Genomic DNA, 17,085 nt, shown 5'->3' with positions numbered 1-17,085 from the left:
CGTCACGTCCCCCCCGTGTGAGCCGGGACCGCGGCGTGCCACGGTGTGCACGGCAACACCCCGCCGTCGTAGAGTCGACCGGCAGGCACGGTCTGCCTGCGCGTTTCGAAGACGGGGAAGGACGCCATGTGGTATTGGCTTTTCAAGTACGTCCTGCTGGGGCCGCTGCTCTGGCTCATGGGGCGGCCGAAAATCGAAGGCGCGGAGAACATCCCGGCCGACGGCCCCGCGATCCTCGCCAGTAACCACAAAGCCGTCCTCGACTCCTTCTTCCTTCCCCTCGTCGTACGGCGCCGCATCACCTTCCTCGCCAAGAGCGAGTACTTCACCGGCACCGGGTTCAAAGGCCGGTTCCAACGCTGGTTCTTCTCCGCGGTCGGCCAGGTCCCGATCGACCGCACCGGCGCCGACGCGGCGCAGGACGCCCTCAACGCCGGTGTCCGCGTCCTCTCCCAGGGCAAGCTGCTCGGCATCTACCCGGAGGGCACCCGGTCGCCGGACGGGCGCCTCTACAAGGGCAAGACCGGCATCGCAAGGCTCGCCCTGCAGACCGGCGTCAAAGTGATTCCCGTGGCGATGATCGGCACCGACGAGATGAACCCCATCGGGTCGAAGATGTGGAAGCCGGCCAAGGTGACGGTGCGGATCGGCGAACCGATCGACTTCTCCCGCTTCGAGGGCATGAGCGGCAACCGATTCGTCGAGCGCACCGTCACCGACGAGGTGATGTACGCGCTGATGCGCCTGTCGGACCAGCAGTACGTCGACATCTACGCGGCCACCCTGAAGAACCGGCCCGCCGAGGAGGACGCGGCCGCCGCAGCAGCCGACGCGGACCGCCTGCCCGACACGCAGGCCGGCTGACGCCGGGCGCCGGCGGCACCAGCCCGGCCGGGGCCGGGCGCCGGCGACACCAGCCCGGCCGGGGCCGGGCATAATGTGCGCACGTGCGTTACTTCTACGACTGCGAGTTCATCGAGGATGGTCGCACCATCGAGCTCGTGTCGATCGGTGTCGCCTGCGAGGACGGGCGCGAATTCTATGCGGTGTCGACCGAGTTCGATCCCGAGCGGGCCGGGCCGTGGGTGCGCCGGAACGTGCTGCCGAAGCTGCCGCCCCCCGCGCACCCCGCCTGGAAGTCCCGGAGCCGCATCCGCGACGAACTGCTGTCCTTCCTGATCCCACGGCCCGGCATCCAGCCCGAACTGTGGGCCTGGCTCGGGGCCTACGATCACGTCGCGCTCGTCCAGCTCTGGGGCACGATGCCGGAACTACCCGACGCGCTGCCCAAGTTCACCCGCGAACTGCGCCAGCACTGGGAGCAGTACGGCAGGCCGCCGCTGCCGGCCGCACCCGACGACAATCACGACGCCCTCGCCGACGCGCGTCACAATCTCGCCAAGTTCGAGGCCATCGAGGCCGCGCGGCGGTACCGCTGAGGCCCCGCGCCGGGGTCGGCGCGGGGGGTGTGGCGTCGACCTACCCGGGGGTGCGTATCCGTCGTCACGCCGGGGCCATATCCTGATGGTGTGAACTGGACTGTCGATGTGCCGATCGACCGCTTGCCGACCCTTCCGCCGCTCCCTGCCGAGCTGCGCGAACGGCTGGACGCGGCCCTGGCCAAGCCCGCCCTGCAGCAGCCGAGCTGGCCCGAGGACCAGGCGTCGGCGATGCGCACCGTGCTCGAGAGCGTGCCGCCGATCACCGTGGCCCGCGAGGTCGAGGAGCTGCAGAACCACCTCGCCGCGGTCGCGCGCGGCGAAGCCTTCCTGCTCCAGGGCGGCGACTGCGCCGAGACCTTCGCCGACAACACCGAGCCGCACATCAAGGCCAACATCCGCACGCTGCTGCAGATGGCCGTCGTGCTGACCTATGGTGCGTCGCTGCCGGTCGTGAAGGTCGCGCGGATCGCCGGGCAGTACGCCAAACCGCGCTCCTCGGACATCGATGCGCTCGGGCTGCAGTCGTACCGGGGCGACATGATCAACTCCCTCGTCGCCGACGCCGCCGTGCGCGCACACGATCCGTCCCGGCTCATCCGCGCCTACGCCAACGCCAGCGCCGCGATGAACCTGGTCCGGGCCATCACCGCCGCCGGCGAGGCGGACCTGCACCGAGTCCACGATTGGAACCGGGAGTTCGTCGCCTCGTCCCCGGCCGGGGCGCGGTACGAGGCCCTCGCCTCCGAGATCGACCGCGGTCTGCGTTTCATGGACGCGTGCGGCGTCGTGGACCCCAATCTGAAGGCCGCCACCATCTACGCCAGCCACGAGGCGCTGGTCCTCGACTACGAGCGGGCAATGCTGCGGCTCGACAACACCGACGGGCACCCCCGGCTGTACGACCTGTCGGCGCACTTCCTGTGGATCGGTGACCGCACCCGTCAGCTCGACGGCGCCCACATCGCCTTCGCCGAGCTGCTGGCCAACCCGATCGGCCTGAAGATCGGTCCCAGCACCACGCCCGAGATGGCGGCGGAGTACGTCGAGCGGCTCGATCCCACCAACAAGCCGGGCCGGCTGACCCTCATTTCCCGGATGGGGCACGCGAAGGTGCGCGATCTGCTGCCCGCGATCATCGCGAAGGTGGAGGCGACCGGACACCAGGTCATCTGGCAGTGCGACCCGATGCACGGCAACACGCACGAGGCGTCCACGGGCTACAAGACGCGGCACTTCGACCGGATCGTCGACGAGGTGCAGGGCTTCTTCGAGGTGCACAATGCACTCGGCACGCACCCGGGCGGCATCCACATCGAACTCACCGGTGAGGACGTCACCGAATGCCTCGGCGGCGCGCAGGACATCTCCGACATCGACCTGCACGGACGCTACGAGACGGCGTGCGACCCCCGTCTGAACACCCAGCAGTCCCTCGAGCTGGCGTTCCTGGTCGCGGAGATGCTCCGCGGCTGACCGGGGCGCGGCGGCCGGGTCTCAGGGCAGGGCAGTGAGCGTCACCGTGCCGCCCGGCTCGACCCGGTCGCCCGCACCCGGGCTCTGACCGATCACCACCGACCGGTCGGAGCCTGCGAACTGCCGCACCTCGACGTCCAGACCGAGCCGGCCGAGTTCGTCGCGCGCCGCCGCGACCGTGCGACCCAGCAGTGAGGGCACCTTCACCGCATTCGACACCATCAGCGTGACGCTGCCGCCGGCGTTGACCCGGTTCCCGATCGCCGGGTCGGTGCCGACGACCCGTCCCGCATCGACGTCCGCATCGAACACCTCCCGCGTCTCGCGCACCGTGAGTCCCACCGTGTCCAGGGCCCGCCGGGCCTCGTCGACAGTGCGGCCCGCGACGTCGGGCACATCCACCGGCGGCGACCCCTTGCTGATGATCACCGCGACTTCCGCCCCCACCGGAAGGACCGTGCCCGGTGCCGGGTCGAGCGCAGCGACCCCGCCCTCCTCGACGGCCGTGCTGTAGGCGGAGCCACCGTCCACCGGAACGAAGGTCCGGTTGCGCAACTCCTGTTCCACGACGTCGCGGTCACCGTCACCGACGATCGTGGGCACGGTCGGCCGGCCCAGCGAGACGAGCAGCACGACATCGTCACCCCGGGCGACGCGGCTGCCGGCCTCCGGGTCGGTACCGAGCACGGTGTCGACGGAGGCGTCGTCGGAGTACTCCCCTCGTACCTCGGGGGTCACGTCTGCGGCCTGCAGGGCCGCGAGGGCGGTGTCCCGATCGACCCCGAGGACGCTCGGGACGGTGGTCATCCGCCCGGATCCGAGCCACCATCCGCCGAAACCGACGGCCAGCGCCAGGAGCAGGATCGCCAGCAGCCACAGCAGCGTCGTCCGCCGGTTCCGTCGGTGCTCGGCGGCGAAATCAGCAGGCTCGGCCCGGAGTCCCGACGTCTCGGCCCGTGGGTGTTGCTGGGTGACGACCTTGGTGTGCTGCGGGCCGGCGGGGGAGACCTGGGCGGCGAGACCCGGCGCCGTCGGCGGTGGCAGCGGCCTCGACGGCGGTGCCGCGGCGCGCACGGCCACCGTCGGCGGCGCGGGGTTCACCGCGGCCGTCGCCGGTTCCGCGGCCGCCGAACGATGCTGCGCGGACCGCTGCGGAGCGGGCACCCGGTAGCGGGGCAACGCCAGGGCATCGCAGACCTCGCTCAGCGCGGCGGCCATCGCCCCCGCATCCGGGAACCGTTCACCGGGCTCCCGTTCGGTGGCGTGCCGGACCAGCCCGTCGAACTGCTCCGGGACGCCGTCGATGAGGGCACCTGGATCCGGGACGTCCCGATCGACCCGTTGGTAGGCCACCGAGAGCGACGTGTCGCCGGTGAACGGGGTGCGGCCGGTCAGCATCTCGAACAGCAGGATCCCGGTCGCGTACACGTCGCTGCGTGCGTCCGCGGTGCCCGTGGTCACCTGTTCCGGCGACAGATATGCGGCGGTACCCAGGATGACACTGCGCGACGTCGTCGTCGCCGCGGCGACCGCCCGCACCAGGCCGAAATCGGCGATCTTCACCTCCCCGGCATCGGAGATCAGCACATTCTCCGGTTTGACGTCACGGTGCACCAGGCCGGCGCGGTGCGCCACCGCGAGCGCTCCCAGCACCGGCGCCGCGACGGCCGCCGCCGCATGCGGCGGCATCGGACCCCGCTCGCGCAGCAGTTCGCGCAGCGTGCCGCCCTCGACCAGCTCCATCACCAGGAAGACGTGATCCCCGTCCTGCCCCTGGTCGTACACCGCGACCAGGCCCGGATGGGTCAACCGCGCCACCGAGCGCGCCTCGAACTCGAACCGAGCGAGGAACTGGGGATCGGCCGCGAACTGCGGATCCATGACCTTCACCGCCACCGGACGGTCGAGTCGCAGGTCCGTACCTCGGTACACGATGGACATGCCACCGCGGGCGATCGGTGCCTCGATGCGGTAGCGCCGTTCGAGCACCGCGCCGATCAGGCGGTCGCCTCCAGAGCTCACCCGGTGTACCCCCGTGTCCGTGCCGTCGTCTTGCTGCGTCAGGTGCGGCGCACGACGGGAATGCCGCCGGGTTCGCCTCTGTCGATCGTAGCCAGCGCACGAACCGCCCGGTGCCCGCCCGTAGCTCGCTGCGGTGACAGGGGCGCGGCTCGCCGCGGTGACAGGGGCGCGGCTCGCCGCGGTGACAGGGGCGCGGCTCGCCGCGGTGACACGTGCGCGGCCGTCGACGGCCCGCCGCCACGGACCCGATAACGTTGACCGTGTGAGTGCTATCCCTTACAGCGAAGACGTCCTCGACCGCTCCGTACCCGTGCTTCAGCTGGTCGACGTGGCGAAGCAGCTCGGTCTGGTGATCACCCGGGTCCACCAGCTGCTGCGCGACCGCCAACTCCTGGCGATCAAGCGGGACGGCGTGCTGGCGGTGCCCGCGGCATTCTTCGACGACGACGGTCGGATCCTCGCGGGCATCCCCGGTCTCATCGCGGTACTGCACGACGGAGGATTCCGGGACGACGAGATCCTGAACTGGATGTTCCGGGAGGACGACACGCTCACGGGCGGCTCCCCGGCCGCGGCGATGCACACCCACGCGAGGCGGGAGGTCATGCGCCGGGCGCAGGCACTCGGCTTCTGACTCCGGTTCCGGCTCCGGTCGCTCAGCGCAGGCGGACCAGCTGGGTCAGCGCAACCCGCGCCCGGCGCCGGCCGGGGACCACGGCGCGCTCGTCGAGGACGCGGTAGCCGCTGCGCTCGACCTCGTCGAGGATTCCGCCGTAGAGCGCGAAGGCGGTGCGGATGCCGGGCCGGATCCGATCCGGCAGTAGCGCCAGACCCGGCTCGGCTCGCCGGTACTCCGCCCGCGTGAGCGCCACGAAGTGGGCCAGTGCCCGGCGCACCCGCGGATCCGGGGCCCCGCCGGTGCGCCGGCCGTGCTCGAGCAGCGCGACATCGACCCCGAAAGCGGCCCACGTGTCGGCCGGCAGGTAGGTGCGCCCCCGGTCGAGGTCCTCGCCCACATCCCGGATGAAGTTCGTGAGCTGGAAGGCTTCTCCGAGCGCCGCTGCATAGGGTGCGGCCGCGTCGATGTCGGCGACCTCGAACACGGGCAGCAACTGCAGTCCGATGACCGCCGCCGAACCGTACATGTACTCCCGCAGCTGCGGCATGTCGTCGTAGCGCGCGCGGAACTCGGGGGTGCCGGGAATGTCCATCCGCATCGACCGTACGAACGCCTCGAAGTACTCCAGGGGCAGCTCGTAGCGCCGGATGGTCTCGGCCAGCGCCCCCACGACCAACCCGGTCGCATCCGCCGGCCCGGGGTCGCCCGCAAGGGCGGCGTGCAGCCGGCGCTCCGTTTCGGTCACCTGCCGGGCGGCGCCGGCCGGGTCGTCGACGGCGGTCACGTCGACGATGTCGTCGACGAGACGAGCGAACCCGTAGAGGGCGTGGACCGCCGACCGTCGCGGCCGGGGCAGGAGACGGGTGGCGAGATAGTACGTCCGGCCGTGCGTGGCCGCCAGCTCCTCGCAGTAGCGGAATCCTGCGTCGGTCTCGGACACGGTCACCTCGGATCGGGGTGGACGGCGGGGACGGGTGGTTCCCGTCGTGCGCGCAGCCGAAGCGGGTCGACGGTACGCAGCGACGCGGCGGCGATCACCGAGGCGACCACAGCCAGGAGCACATGGGCGATGTTGTACATGCCGATCGAGCCGTCGGGGTTGAAGATCAGCATCAGCCAGGTCGACAGGCCCACGAGCACCGCCAACGTGGTCGTCGACAGGGTGAAGCCCGCCGCCACCGCGAGCGGCCACGAGTAGTACCACGGCAGGGCGGCCGGCGAAAGCACCGTGATCGCGGTCAGCGTGATCACGATGCCGAGTACGGCATCGCGCTCGGTGCGCCGGAACCGCCACCACGTCACCACCATGATCACCAGCAACGCCACGGCGCAGAGCATCCGGGTGACGTCGAGGATCGACCCCAGCTGCCACGGCGTGAACCATGTGACGGCGTGCGCCATGATCGTCGGCAACGACAGCCAGTTGATGATCTTCGACGAGCCGGACAAGGCCGTCAGCCAGCCGATACCGACGCCCGCGAGCGCCGAAGCCGCCCCGAATACGGCCGCGAACACCAGCAGCCCCGCGCCCGCGGTCTTCCCGAACAGCACGATCGGCGACGCCGGTTCGCGGCCCTGCGCCCGCGCCCGGTCCCGTTCGTGCAGCATCCAGATCCACACCAGGAAGGGCAGCGCGATACCCGCCGACGCCTTGACCGCGGCGCCGACGGACACGAGTGCGATCCCGCCGACGTGCCGGCCCTCGAGCACGAGCACGATGCCGGCGATCATGAACCCGACCATCAGCATCTCGTTGTGCACACCGCCGATGAGGTGGATCAGGATCAGCGGGTTGAGCACCGCCAGCCACAGGGCGATGCGGGGGTTGCCGCCGAGCCGGCGCGCGAGCTTCGGCACGGCCCACGCGGTGAGCACCAGACCCGGCAGCATCGTCAGCCGCAGCAACCAGGTACCGGTGACGACGTCGTCACCGGTGAGCGACGTGATGCCCGCGCCGAGCAGCAGGTGCACCGGACCGTACGGGGTGGTGGTCGTCTTCCACACGTTGCTCACGTTGTCGAGCAGCACACCCGGGTTGACGACCGGGCCGTCGAGGTACGGGTCGAAGCCGTCGCGCAGCATCGCCCCCTGGGCGAGGTAGGAGTAGGCGTCGCGGCTGAACATCGGCGGGGCCATCAGCAACGGTGCCACCCACATGGGCAGCACCGTCCACAGCTCGCGCAGCGTCACGTGCCCGGAGAGGGTGCTGCGGCCCAGCCGCACCCAGGCCGCGATCATCAGCAGGACACCGGCCCAGATCAGGATCGTCGAGAGCAGCAGGCCGTGCCCGAACCGCAACCAGGACAGGTACAGCTCCTCGAGCAGCGGGTCCTGCCGCCGGACGCTTCCGGCCCCGAATCCGCCGAACGTGACGAAGGCGGCGCCGAGGGTGCCCAGCAGGCCCGAATTGCCGGCCGGGCTCCGGAGGAAATCGCCGGGTCTGCTCCGTGCGGGCTGCGAGCCGGCAGGCTGTGCTTCCGGCGGGCGCTGTGCTTCCGGCGGGCGCTGTGCTTCCGGCGGGCGCTGTGCTTCCGGCGGACGTTGCGATTCCGGCGGGCGCTGCGGTCCCGACGGATGCTGTGGAGCAGCGTCGGAAGGGGCAGGGGACGACATGGTTGCGAGTTCCTCCCCCGGGAAGTCGTGGACGGTGCGGGGCCCGGGCGCGGCGCGGGCGGACAGGTGAACGAGGTGACAGTTTAGTTCAGCCGCAACCGTCCGCGGTCCACCACTCACCGCGCGGTGCGGACACCGAGCCGCTCGGCCGCGAGCCGGCCCGACAACACGACCGTCGGCACGCCCACCCCCGGCACGGTCCCGGAGCCCGCGAGCACGACGTTGGGATGGCGTGGATCCAGGTTCCGCCGCCGGAACGGTCCGGTCTGCCGGAAGACGTGCGCCCCGGAGAACGGGCTGCCCGCCAGCATGCCCCGGGCCTGCCAGGTGGCCGGGGTGTCGATGTGATCGATGCGGAACTCGTCGGCGACGCCGTCGTATCCGCGCCGGCCGAGGACGGCGAGCAGTTCGGCGGCGTACGGGTCGGCCAGCGCGGACCAGTCGTACGGGGCGCTGTCCAGGTTGGGGCACGGCGCGAGCACCGACAGCGGCTCGTGCCGCACGCCGTCGCGGACGAAGCCCTGACCCGGGTCGCTCAACGCCGGCCGGGTGATCAGCAGCGAAGGGTCGCTCATGAGCCGGCCGCGGCCGCGTCCCGCGCTGATCTCGGCGAACGTCTCCTCCCACGACGCACCGAAGTCGATGGTGTGGTGGTGGATCGCAGGCCAACGCGCGGCAACGGCGGACGGCACGCTCCCGTGCAGCACCACCGCCGACGGTGACGCGAGCACACGGCGCCGCCGGCGTGGCGGCAGCAGCCTGTCCACGACCGGCAGGTCCGGGCTCAGCACCACGGCGTCGCACGGCACGCGTTCCCCCGAGGCGGTGCGGACGGCGGTGGCCGTGCGGCCGTCGAAGTCCAGACCCGTGACCTCGGTGCCGAGGCGCAGTTCCCCGCCGGCAGTGACGATCGCGTCGGCCATCGCGCGGGCCAGCACCCGCATGCCACCCTTCACCGAGTACACGCCGAGGGACGTGTCCATGTGGGCGATGGCGCCGTACACCGCCAGCGCCCGGGCGGGTGCGACACCCGCGTACAACGCCTGGAAAGTGAACACGCGGCGCAACCGCGGGTCGGTGATCCGGCGGTTAACCTGGGCCCCCAACCGGCCGAACCCGCCCAGACGGAGCAGCGTCGCCAGGTCGCGCGCCGCCGCGGGGGAAGCGACCAGGTCGAGGGGGGAGTCGAAGTTCCCGGCCATGAACCGGTCGAACTCGGCGTCGAAGATCTCCGCGAGCCAGGAGCGCAGCCGAAGATAGCGCTGCGCCTCGTCGGCTCCGCACACCCGGGTGATCTCGGCGACCATCGCGTCCGGATCGGTGTGCACGTCCAGGGTCGTGCCGTCGGCGAACCGGGCGTGGTACGCCGGGGCGAGCCGGCGCAGCCGTACCGCCGGGGTGACGGACTCGAAGTCGGCGCCGACGGCCGCCAACGCGTCCGCGATGAGTTCCGGCATGGTGAGCACGGTGGCGCCGTTGTCGATCTCGTAACCGGGTCCGGCGTGCACTCCCACCCGGCCGCCGACGGTCGTCTCGCGTTCGAGGACGGTCACCTTGCGCCCGGCGCCGAGCAGGTACAGCGCGGTCGAGAGCCCGGCGAGCCCGGCCCCCACGACGACGACGCGCTCGGCGTCCTTCACGGTGCGCATCAGGCGGCCCGCCGCGTCGCGTCGAGCGCCGCCGCCCGCAGACGGGCCTTGCCCTCGTCCGTCGCGCTCGAGCCGTCCAGCGTCGCCAGCGCGGCGTCGGTGAGCGCGGCGATGCGCCGCTCCACCCGGTCCACGGCCCCGAGGTCGGTGATGACCGTCCGCAATTTCTCGACGTCCGCGTCGGACAGGTCCGAGCCGATGCTCTCGCGCAGCAACCGGGCGGCCTCGGGGTCACGGGCGTCGGCGGATTCCAGGGCCAGCGCGTACAGCACGGTTCGTTTACCCGACCGCAGGTCGTCGCCGGACGGTTTGCCGGTGACCTCCGGATCTCCGAACACGCCGAGGAGGTCGTCGCGGAGCTGGAAGGCGAGCCCGATGTCGGTACCGAACTCCCGGTAGGCGGCGATCAGGGCGTCGTCGGCACCGGCGAGCGCGGCGCCGAGATGCAACGGCCGTTCGATCGTGTACGCGGCGGTCTTGAACCGGTTGACCCGCATCGCCGCAGGCACGGATTCGTCGGCCGACACCTCGCCTGCGATGTCGAGGAACTGCCCGCCGAGGACCTCGGTGCGCATCGCCGACCACACCGGTGCGATCCGCGCGGTCGTGGCCGAATCCAGTCCGGCTTCCCGAACCATGTCGTCGGCCCAGGCCAGAGCGAGGTCACCGAGGAGGATGGCCACGGCGGTGCCGAACTGCTCGGGCCGGCCCCGCCAGCCCGATGCGCGGTGCCGGTCGGCGAACTCGACGTGCACGGTCGGGAAGCCGCGGCGGGTGGTGGATTCATCGATGATGTCGTCGTGTACCAGGGCGCAGGCCTGGATCAGTTCGAGTGCCGAACAGGCTCGCAGCACCGCGGGCGCGTCGAGACCGGACGGGTCACCGCCGGCGCCGATCCAGCCGTTCCACGCGAACGCCGGACGCACCCGCTTGCCGCCGCGAAGCACGAAGGATTCGAGTGCCGTGACGGCCTCGGGATAGCCGCCGCCGATCGGTTCGACGAGTTCGATCCGCGAGACGAAGAAGTCGCGCAGGGCGCCCTCCACGAGATCGGGAAACAAGGCGGCGGGCACGGGTTCGGATCCGGTGAACAGGGCGTCCTCCTGGTCGTGTGTGGACGGGCCCGTCGGGCGACGGCGGGTGCGGCCCGATCGCGCAACGAACGCGCCGAGTGCACCCGCGCCCACCCTATCCGGCGGCCAGGGGCCTCGCCCCCGTTCGGCCCGCTCCGACGTGCCCCTATGCTGGTCGGGTGACATTCGATTCCGACAGCGGGCCGGTCGGCGGTGGAGAATCCCGTACGCCGTCGGTGGTGGACCGTCTCCGTGCGCCCCGCGGCGCGCGAATCCCGTTCTCGGTGGAGTTCTCCCCGCCGCGCGACGCCGACGCCGAGGCGCGCCTGTGGCGTGCCGTGCGCGAGTTCGAACGCCTCGGCCCGGCCTTCGTGTCGATGACGTACGGAGCCGGTGGTTCCACCCGGGACCGCACCGTGCGGGTCACCGGTGAGCTGGCGGAGGAAACCACGCTCCTGCCGGTGGCGCATCTGACCGCCGTCGGGCACAGCGTCGACGAACTTCGCGCCATGGTCGGTGCCTACGCCGATCGTGGCATCACCAACATCCTGGCGTTGCGAGGTGACCCGCCGGGAAATCCGCTGGGCGAATGGACCCGGCACCCGCAGGGGCTCGAGTACGCGGAGGAACTCGTCCGATTGGTCCGCGACCTCGGCGACTTCCACGTCGGAGTGGCGTCGTTCCCCGAGGCGCACCACCGCTCCCCGGACCTCGAGCACGACACGCGGTATCTCGTCCACAAACTGCGCGCGGGCGCCGAGTACTCGATCACCCAAATGTTCTTCGACGTCGAGGACTACCTGCGGCTGCGGGACCGAGTCGTGGCCTACGACCCGGAACAGGGAGCCAAGCCGATCATCCCGGAGATCATGCCGATCACGTCGTTGCGCACGGCGCGGCGCAGCCTGGAGCTGTCCGGGTCGAAGCTGCCGGCCACCCTCGAGGAGCGCCTCGTCCGGGCCGCCGGGAACGGCCGGGAGGAAGACCGTGCCGCCGTGCGCGAAGTGGGCATCGACGTCGCCACCGAGATGGCGGAGCGACTCATCGCCGAGGGCGCGCCCTGCCTGCACTTCATCACCCTGAACTTCGCGCGGGCTACCCGCGAGGTGCTCGCCCGCCTCGGCATCGCGGTGCCCACGGCGGTCTGAGCCGGGCACTCGAGGCAGGGGCGCTCGAGACAGGTGCGCTCAGGGTCGACGACTCAGGGCAGGGGCCGGTCCTTCCAGCCGAGCCGGCCGGTGCGCCGCGCGCGGAGCGAGTCGATCGTCAGCGCCGCGAACCCGCCCACCGCGAAGGGGTGGGTGCAGGCGGCCGCCAGGTCGGACGGCTCGAGGCCGCCGCGTTCGGTCGCGCGGGCCACGGTCCGGGAAACGACCGCCGCGGCGGTGCCCACGACCCCCCAGCGCCGGGCCGGGCCGCGGCCGAGCACCGCCGCCACGGGCGGCAGCACGTAGGTCACCGCGGCAGCGACGAGCACCGCCCCAGATCCGGCGGGGGAACCGAACGCCGACCACAGCCAGCGCGTGTACCCGGCCCGCAGGGGCGCAGCGCCCTCGTACATCCGGCAGGACACGACGTTGCCGGCCGCGGCCACCATCGTGCGCCGCCCGGCCCGGCGCAGGGCCCGGGCGAGGTCGAGGTCCTCGGTGGGACTGGACGCCACCGCGACGTGCCCGCCGACCGCGGCGTACGCCTGTGCGTCGAACACGAGGAACTGTCCGCACGAGACTGCGGTGGACGGCCGGTTCGAGCGGTGGGACACCGCGATCGGCAGCGTCGCGAACCAGGACCAGAACAGCAGCGGCTGCATGAGCTGCTCGGCGGTGGAGCCGGCCTGCTGGAAGGGCCACGGGGTGAGCAGGTCGGCCCCACGGTCCCTCAGCACGGTCACCGCGGACGCCACCGCGTCCGGGGCCAACCGCACGTCCGCGTCGACGAAGGCGACCACGCCGGACGGATCGGTGGCGGCGTAGGCACATGCGCATGCCGCGGCCTTGCCCGTCCACCCGGGTGGTGGCGACGCGGTCGAACGCATCACCGTGACGTGGGGATCCTCCCCGGCCGCGAGCCGCGCCGCCTCGGCCGTGCCGTCGACCGAGTCGTCGTCGAAGATCACCACCCGCAGTCGGCGCAGACCGCGCTGGGCGCGCAGATCCGCGACGAGACGAGGTAGGCGACGGGCTTCGTTGCGGGCGGGGACGATCACCGTCACCGGTTCGTCGACGACATCGCCGGGGGCGAGCCGGGGCAGGGTGAGGCGATTGGCGACGGCGACGGCGGCTCCCAGGGTCGCGGCGACGGCCCCGGCGCGGACGACGCCGACCAGCGCCCGCATCGCCTACGACGCCGTCGCGTCGTCGCGGCTGCGTCGCGCGGGCGCGGGGTTGCGGTTCATCCAGGCGAGTACTCCGATGATCGCCGCGACACCGATCGTGACGCCGGCGACGATGCCCGCCCAGCCGGCGAACCCCCTGGTGTTCGGATCGGCGTAGCGGACCTCGGCGCGCAACGTACTCACCTCACCGGCCGGCAGCTTCCACGTGACGATCGAGTCGGATTCACGGTTGCCGTTGGTCGTCGCGACCCGGGCCGGGAACGCGATCGTGATCTGCACGTCGGTGCCCTGGACCGGCACCGACTCGAGGTCGACCTTGCCGTTGACGCTCACCAGGTCACCGGCGCGCTGCAGCGCGAGCTGGAAGGTGCCCGAGGTCTGGTCCGACATCGACCCCAGCTGTTGCACGTCCCCGAAGCTCAGATCACTGAAGAACACCTGACTACCGACGTACCCGTCCTGGTCGTACTCCTGCACGCGGACCTTGCCGGCGAGAGAGCCGGGAGCCGTCAGTTGCGGTCCCTTGTCGTTCTCGTCGGCGGGGATCGTCGCGGCCACGATCTGCCCGGAGACACGGTCGTCGGCCGAGACCCCCATCGTCGCCTGCACCCGCAGGCAGCCGGCGAGGGCGGGGACGAGCAGGAGCAGGAGCGCCGCCGCCGCGAGGGACCGTCGGCGGGAGCGGGGCGAGGTGGGCGGCTGCACAGCGACATCGTGCCAGGAGCGGGGTGACGTGTCAGACGCGAGCCCCGGTCCCGGCGCGTCGCCGCAGGGACAACAACAGCGGGATGCCGAGCACGCTCATGACCGCCGACCCGTAGAGAGCCGAGTACTTCAGCTCGGGCGCGCCCAGGAAGACGCTGTGTGCGAGCGCAGACCCGAGCCACGTCCACACGAACAGCACCAGGGGGACGGTGTCGGTGCCCGGCTGCACCGGTCCGGTCCGGTCGAGCAGGTCCAATGCCATGGCCATGAGCGTGGCCACGACGATCCAGCCGAGGTAGTTGGTGAGCGGGATCTGCTCGATACCGGGCAGGCCGCCGCCGTTGCACCAGCTCCATTGGCCGTCGGAGACCATCTGCGGGTCGAGGTACAGGTCCCAGCCGACCATGCCCACCGTGGTGAGCGCGATGCGAGTCACCCGCTCGCGGTTCCCGTCCGGCCGCGAGATCCCGCTGCGCGCGGCGAGCAGCGACGCCACGTACCAGACCGGGTACATCCCCGCGGTCCAGGCGAGCGGCACCACGAGAGGCACGTCGAACAGCGCGGGACCGAGCCGGTCGGCGGCGTACGCATAGCAACCGTACGGGTACCCGGTCGCCGTGCCCACCACCTCGGATGCGAAGCCGATCCCTGCCGTGATCGCGAAGAACCCGGCGGTCCAGACCGCGCCGCGTCGCGCAGCCGCGTGCGCGAGCCCGGCGGCCGCCAGAAGAGTGACCACGGCGACGGTGACGAGATCGCGGGCCTGGCCGGAGGTCAGCGGATACGCGATCTGCGCGGCGATCGCACAACCGGCGAGAACGACGGGCAGCCGATTCATCGACGCCACCGTCCCAGCGCGCGGCGCACAGGGCCACCCGCGGAATCGGCGAGCGCGAGCTGCGCGGCGGCGCGCCCGCTCGCGCCGGAGACCCCGCCCCCGGGATGGGTGGACGCGCCGGTCAGATAGACGCCGTCGGCGCCCGGGACCCGGTGCCCGGACAGTTCCGGCAGCGGCCGCCACATGAACATCTGGTCCAGCGACATCTCCACATGCATGACATTGCCGCCGATCAGACCCAGTTCGCGTTCGATCTCGTGCGGGGTCTGGATGTGCCGGTGCCGGACGGAGCCGGCGAAGCCGGGCGCGAACCGCTCCATCTCGGCGACGATCCGGTCCGTCTCCGGCTCGGCCAGCGCGGACCACTGCCGGTCGCCGGAGAGCCGGTACGGGTGCCACTGCGACCACAGGGTCACCTGGTGTTCGCCGGGCGGGGCGATCGACGGATCGAGTGCCGTGAAACTCATGGCCAGCACGGCCGGCCGCGGCGGCAGTTCCCCCGCCAGGGCGGCGCCGTGCGCGAGCCGGAGCCGGGCCCGGTCCTCGACGAGCAGTTGCAGGCCGCGCACGGCCTCGGCGGCATCGGCGGGCCCGCTCGGATACCGGGGCAGCGCGTCGGTCGCCAGGCGTACCACCATGCCGATGCCCGGGCCGACGCGGATCCGGCGCCGCCACGCGTCGAGGCGGGCGCGGTCGAATCCGCCGCGTTCGAGCAGATCGAACGTGGTCAGCACGTGACAGCCGGCGATCACGGTGCGCGCGGTGACGACACGTCCGGAGTCGGTGCGGACCGCCCAGCAGTCCCCGGCGCGGCGGATCTCGGTGACGGCGTCGCCGAGGGTGACGGCCCCACCGTCGGACCCGAGGCGGGCGGCCAGGGCCCGGGTCAGCGCGCCGCTCCCGCCGACCGCCCGGCCGGGCGGCAGGGTGTGCATCAATGCCGCGAAGCCGACCATGGGCGCAGTGCCGGGCTCGGACATCGGGGGACCGGACTGGGCACCGAACCAGGCGAGGGCGGCCTTGAGCGGCTCGTCGTCGAAGTACTCGTCGAGGAGGGCGTCGCCGGTGCCGAGGAACTGGCGGGAGAGGTCACTGCCGCCGCTGCCGGTGTCCAGACCCCAGAAGGACGAGAGCAGGTGCCGGCCGGTCGGTGGCACCGAGAACGAGCGCATCACCCGGGCGCTGCGCGGACCCCACACCGTCACGAAGCGGCGGTAGGCGTCGGCCTCGCGTGGACCGCACGCCGCCTCGACGGATCGGCAGGTGCGGTCGAGATCGCGATGGAAGACGATCCCCGGGCGGTCGCTGCCCGCCGGGGCCGGGGCGAACGCCCACGGGTCGCAGTCGACATAGCGCAGGCCGTGCGCGGCCAGATCGAGTTCCTCGACGATGCCGGTGTGCCGGATCATGACGTGGGCCGACGAGCCGCGGTCGACCGCGTGGCCCGGGAAGCGTTCCACGGTCGACACGGCGCCACCGAGCACGGTGTCCCGCTCGAGCACCTCCACGGACCGACCCGCGCGGGCCAGGTAGCACGCGCTCACCAGGGCGTTGTGCCCGGAACCCACTACGACGGCATCGATCACCCCGTCCACGCTACGGACCTTCGAGCGGAAGGTCCCGGCCCAGGACGGCGAAGGGACGGGCGTCCCCGGTGAACCGGAAGTTGCGGACGACGTCGCGGAACCCGAACCGCCGGTACAGACGCCAGGCCCGGTTGTCCTCGCCGGGTGTCTCGGGAGTCGACAGCAGAACCGTGCGCTCGGGGCGGCCGCTCAGGAGCCGGCGCAGGAGCGCCTCGCCGATACGGTGCCCCTGGGCGTCCGGCCGCACGTGCAGCTCGGTCAGTTCGAAGTAGTCGCCGAGGACGGCGTCGATCGTCTCCGGCGGGTAGCCGGCATGGCGCATCCCGGTCCGCACCTGCTGGTTCCACCACTGATGCGGTGACCCGCAATAGCCGTAGGCGATCGCGACGAGCGTCGACGGTTCCTCCGGTAGAGCCGCCGCGACGGCCTTCCATCCCGGGCGGGCAGAGTGCTCGGACCACATGGGCGCGCGGTGGTACTCGGTGCCGCGCGGGTATCGCATCGCGGCCACGTAGATGGGCAGCACCTCGGGCAGCCGCGCGCGGAACTCGGCGGCGGAGAGATCGACGACGATCGGTGCCGCGCCCCGCGGGCTCGCATCCGTACTCATGACGGGGAGTGGACCGCCTTCCCTTGACTGTGTGTCGGTAGGTGCAGCTATATTGAATACGTCGAACGGATGTTCGATACCGGGGATCCGGCGATGTTCGAGGGAAGCGAACATCGCCGG

15 protein-coding genes are annotated in these 17,085 nt (G+C 71.8%); 5 read left to right on the top strand and 10 right to left on the bottom strand.

Annotation, left to right across the window (positions count from 1 at the left end; translation table 11 throughout):
- Positions 1–126 precede the first annotated feature (126 nt).
- The 3 genes from AC2IPW_RS14430 to AC2IPW_RS14420 all read left to right on the top strand — a co-directional run bounded on the left by AC2IPW_RS14430 (position 127) and on the right by AC2IPW_RS14420 (position 2,915).
- Positions 127–864 carry a lysophospholipid acyltransferase family protein gene (locus AC2IPW_RS14430; RefSeq protein WP_003934135.1) on the top strand — a complete coding sequence of 246 codons (738 nt, stop codon included), beginning with the start codon at positions 127–129 and terminating at the stop codon, positions 862–864.
- Positions 865–947: 83 nt separating this feature from the next.
- Positions 948–1,439: a polyadenylate-specific 3'-exoribonuclease AS gene (locus AC2IPW_RS14425; RefSeq protein WP_003934136.1), complete on the top strand. Its 492-nt coding sequence runs from the start codon at positions 948–950 to the stop codon at positions 1,437–1,439.
- A 90-nt stretch (positions 1,440–1,529) separates the two neighbouring features.
- Positions 1,530–2,915 (top strand): class II 3-deoxy-7-phosphoheptulonate synthase, encoded by a 1,386-nt coding sequence (locus AC2IPW_RS14420; RefSeq protein ID WP_003934137.1) that lies wholly within the window; start codon positions 1,530–1,532, stop codon positions 2,913–2,915.
- A 21-nt stretch (positions 2,916–2,936) separates the two neighbouring features.
- Here the strand turns inward: AC2IPW_RS14420 and pknB are convergent, their stop codons facing one another.
- Positions 2,937–4,937: a Stk1 family PASTA domain-containing Ser/Thr kinase gene (gene pknB / locus AC2IPW_RS14415; protein WP_486375091.1), complete on the bottom strand. Its 2,001-nt coding sequence runs from the start codon at positions 4,935–4,937 to the stop codon at positions 2,937–2,939.
- 262 nt (positions 4,938–5,199) lie between these two features.
- On the opposite strand from pknB, the gene AC2IPW_RS14410 reads away from it, so the two are divergent.
- The gene (locus tag AC2IPW_RS14410; protein ID WP_268744372.1) at positions 5,200–5,571 is read left to right on the top strand and encodes an Rv2175c family DNA-binding protein; all 372 of its coding nucleotides are present in this window, start codon (positions 5,200–5,202) and stop codon (positions 5,569–5,571) included.
- Positions 5,572–5,593: 22 nt separating this feature from the next.
- Here AC2IPW_RS14410 and AC2IPW_RS14405 read toward each other — a convergent pair whose 3' ends face one another.
- The 4 genes from AC2IPW_RS14405 to AC2IPW_RS14390 all read right to left on the bottom strand — a co-directional run bounded on the left by AC2IPW_RS14405 (position 5,594) and on the right by AC2IPW_RS14390 (position 10,864).
- On the bottom strand, positions 5,594–6,502 hold the full coding sequence (locus tag AC2IPW_RS14405; protein ID WP_054373676.1) for a phytoene/squalene synthase family protein: 909 nt from the start codon (positions 6,500–6,502) through the stop codon (positions 5,594–5,596).
- Complete coding sequence (locus tag AC2IPW_RS14400) at positions 6,499–8,169, bottom strand: alpha-(1->6)-mannopyranosyltransferase A (RefSeq protein ID WP_486375090.1); 1,671 nt, start codon at positions 8,167–8,169, stop codon at positions 6,499–6,501. Before AC2IPW_RS14400 ends, AC2IPW_RS14405 begins: the two co-directional genes overlap by 4 nt.
- A 116-nt stretch (positions 8,170–8,285) precedes the next feature.
- Positions 8,286–9,818 (bottom strand): phytoene desaturase family protein, encoded by a 1,533-nt coding sequence (crtI, locus tag AC2IPW_RS14395; protein ID WP_486375089.1) that lies wholly within the window; start codon positions 9,816–9,818, stop codon positions 8,286–8,288.
- The gene (locus AC2IPW_RS14390; protein ID WP_486377010.1) at positions 9,818–10,864 is read right to left on the bottom strand and encodes a polyprenyl synthetase family protein; all 1,047 of its coding nucleotides are present in this window, start codon (positions 10,862–10,864) and stop codon (positions 9,818–9,820) included. The genes crtI and AC2IPW_RS14390 overlap by 1 nt, the downstream gene beginning before the upstream one ends.
- Before the next feature lie 206 nt (positions 10,865–11,070).
- On the opposite strand from AC2IPW_RS14390, the gene metF reads away from it, so the two are divergent.
- The gene (metF, locus tag AC2IPW_RS14385; RefSeq protein ID WP_486375088.1) at positions 11,071–12,039 is read left to right on the top strand and encodes a methylenetetrahydrofolate reductase [NAD(P)H]; all 969 of its coding nucleotides are present in this window, start codon (positions 11,071–11,073) and stop codon (positions 12,037–12,039) included.
- A gap of 53 nt (positions 12,040–12,092) precedes the next feature.
- Here the strand turns inward: metF and AC2IPW_RS14380 are convergent, their stop codons facing one another.
- Genes AC2IPW_RS14380 through AC2IPW_RS14360 form a run of 5 tightly spaced genes read right to left on the bottom strand, consistent with a single transcriptional unit; the run spans position 12,093 to position 16,965 of the window.
- Positions 12,093–13,226 carry a glycosyltransferase gene (locus tag AC2IPW_RS14380; protein ID WP_486375087.1) on the bottom strand — a complete coding sequence of 378 codons (1,134 nt, stop codon included), beginning with the start codon at positions 13,224–13,226 and terminating at the stop codon, positions 12,093–12,095.
- A 3-nt stretch (positions 13,227–13,229) separates the two neighbouring features.
- Complete coding sequence (locus AC2IPW_RS14375) at positions 13,230–13,931, bottom strand: LppM family (lipo)protein (RefSeq protein WP_003934146.1); 702 nt, start codon at positions 13,929–13,931, stop codon at positions 13,230–13,232.
- A gap of 31 nt (positions 13,932–13,962) precedes the next feature.
- Positions 13,963–14,769, bottom strand: coding sequence for a carotenoid biosynthesis protein (locus tag AC2IPW_RS14370; RefSeq protein ID WP_003934147.1), 807 nt, complete (start codon positions 14,767–14,769; stop codon positions 13,963–13,965).
- Entirely contained in the window at positions 14,766–16,355 is a 1,590-nt protein-coding gene (locus AC2IPW_RS14365) for a phytoene desaturase family protein (RefSeq protein ID WP_052033884.1), read from the bottom strand. Before AC2IPW_RS14365 ends, AC2IPW_RS14370 begins: the two co-directional genes overlap by 4 nt.
- Before the next feature lie 10 nt (positions 16,356–16,365).
- A complete protein-coding gene (locus AC2IPW_RS14360) occupies positions 16,366–16,965 on the bottom strand; it encodes a GNAT family N-acetyltransferase (protein ID WP_003934149.1) in 600 nt (199 codons plus the stop codon).
- Positions 16,966–17,085: the final 120 nt, after the last annotated feature.

This window comes from Rhodococcus sp. NS-SX18, from assembly GCF_057367935.1.
Note: the sequence above shows the minus strand (reverse complement) of the source record. Positions and strands in the feature narration are given on the sequence as shown.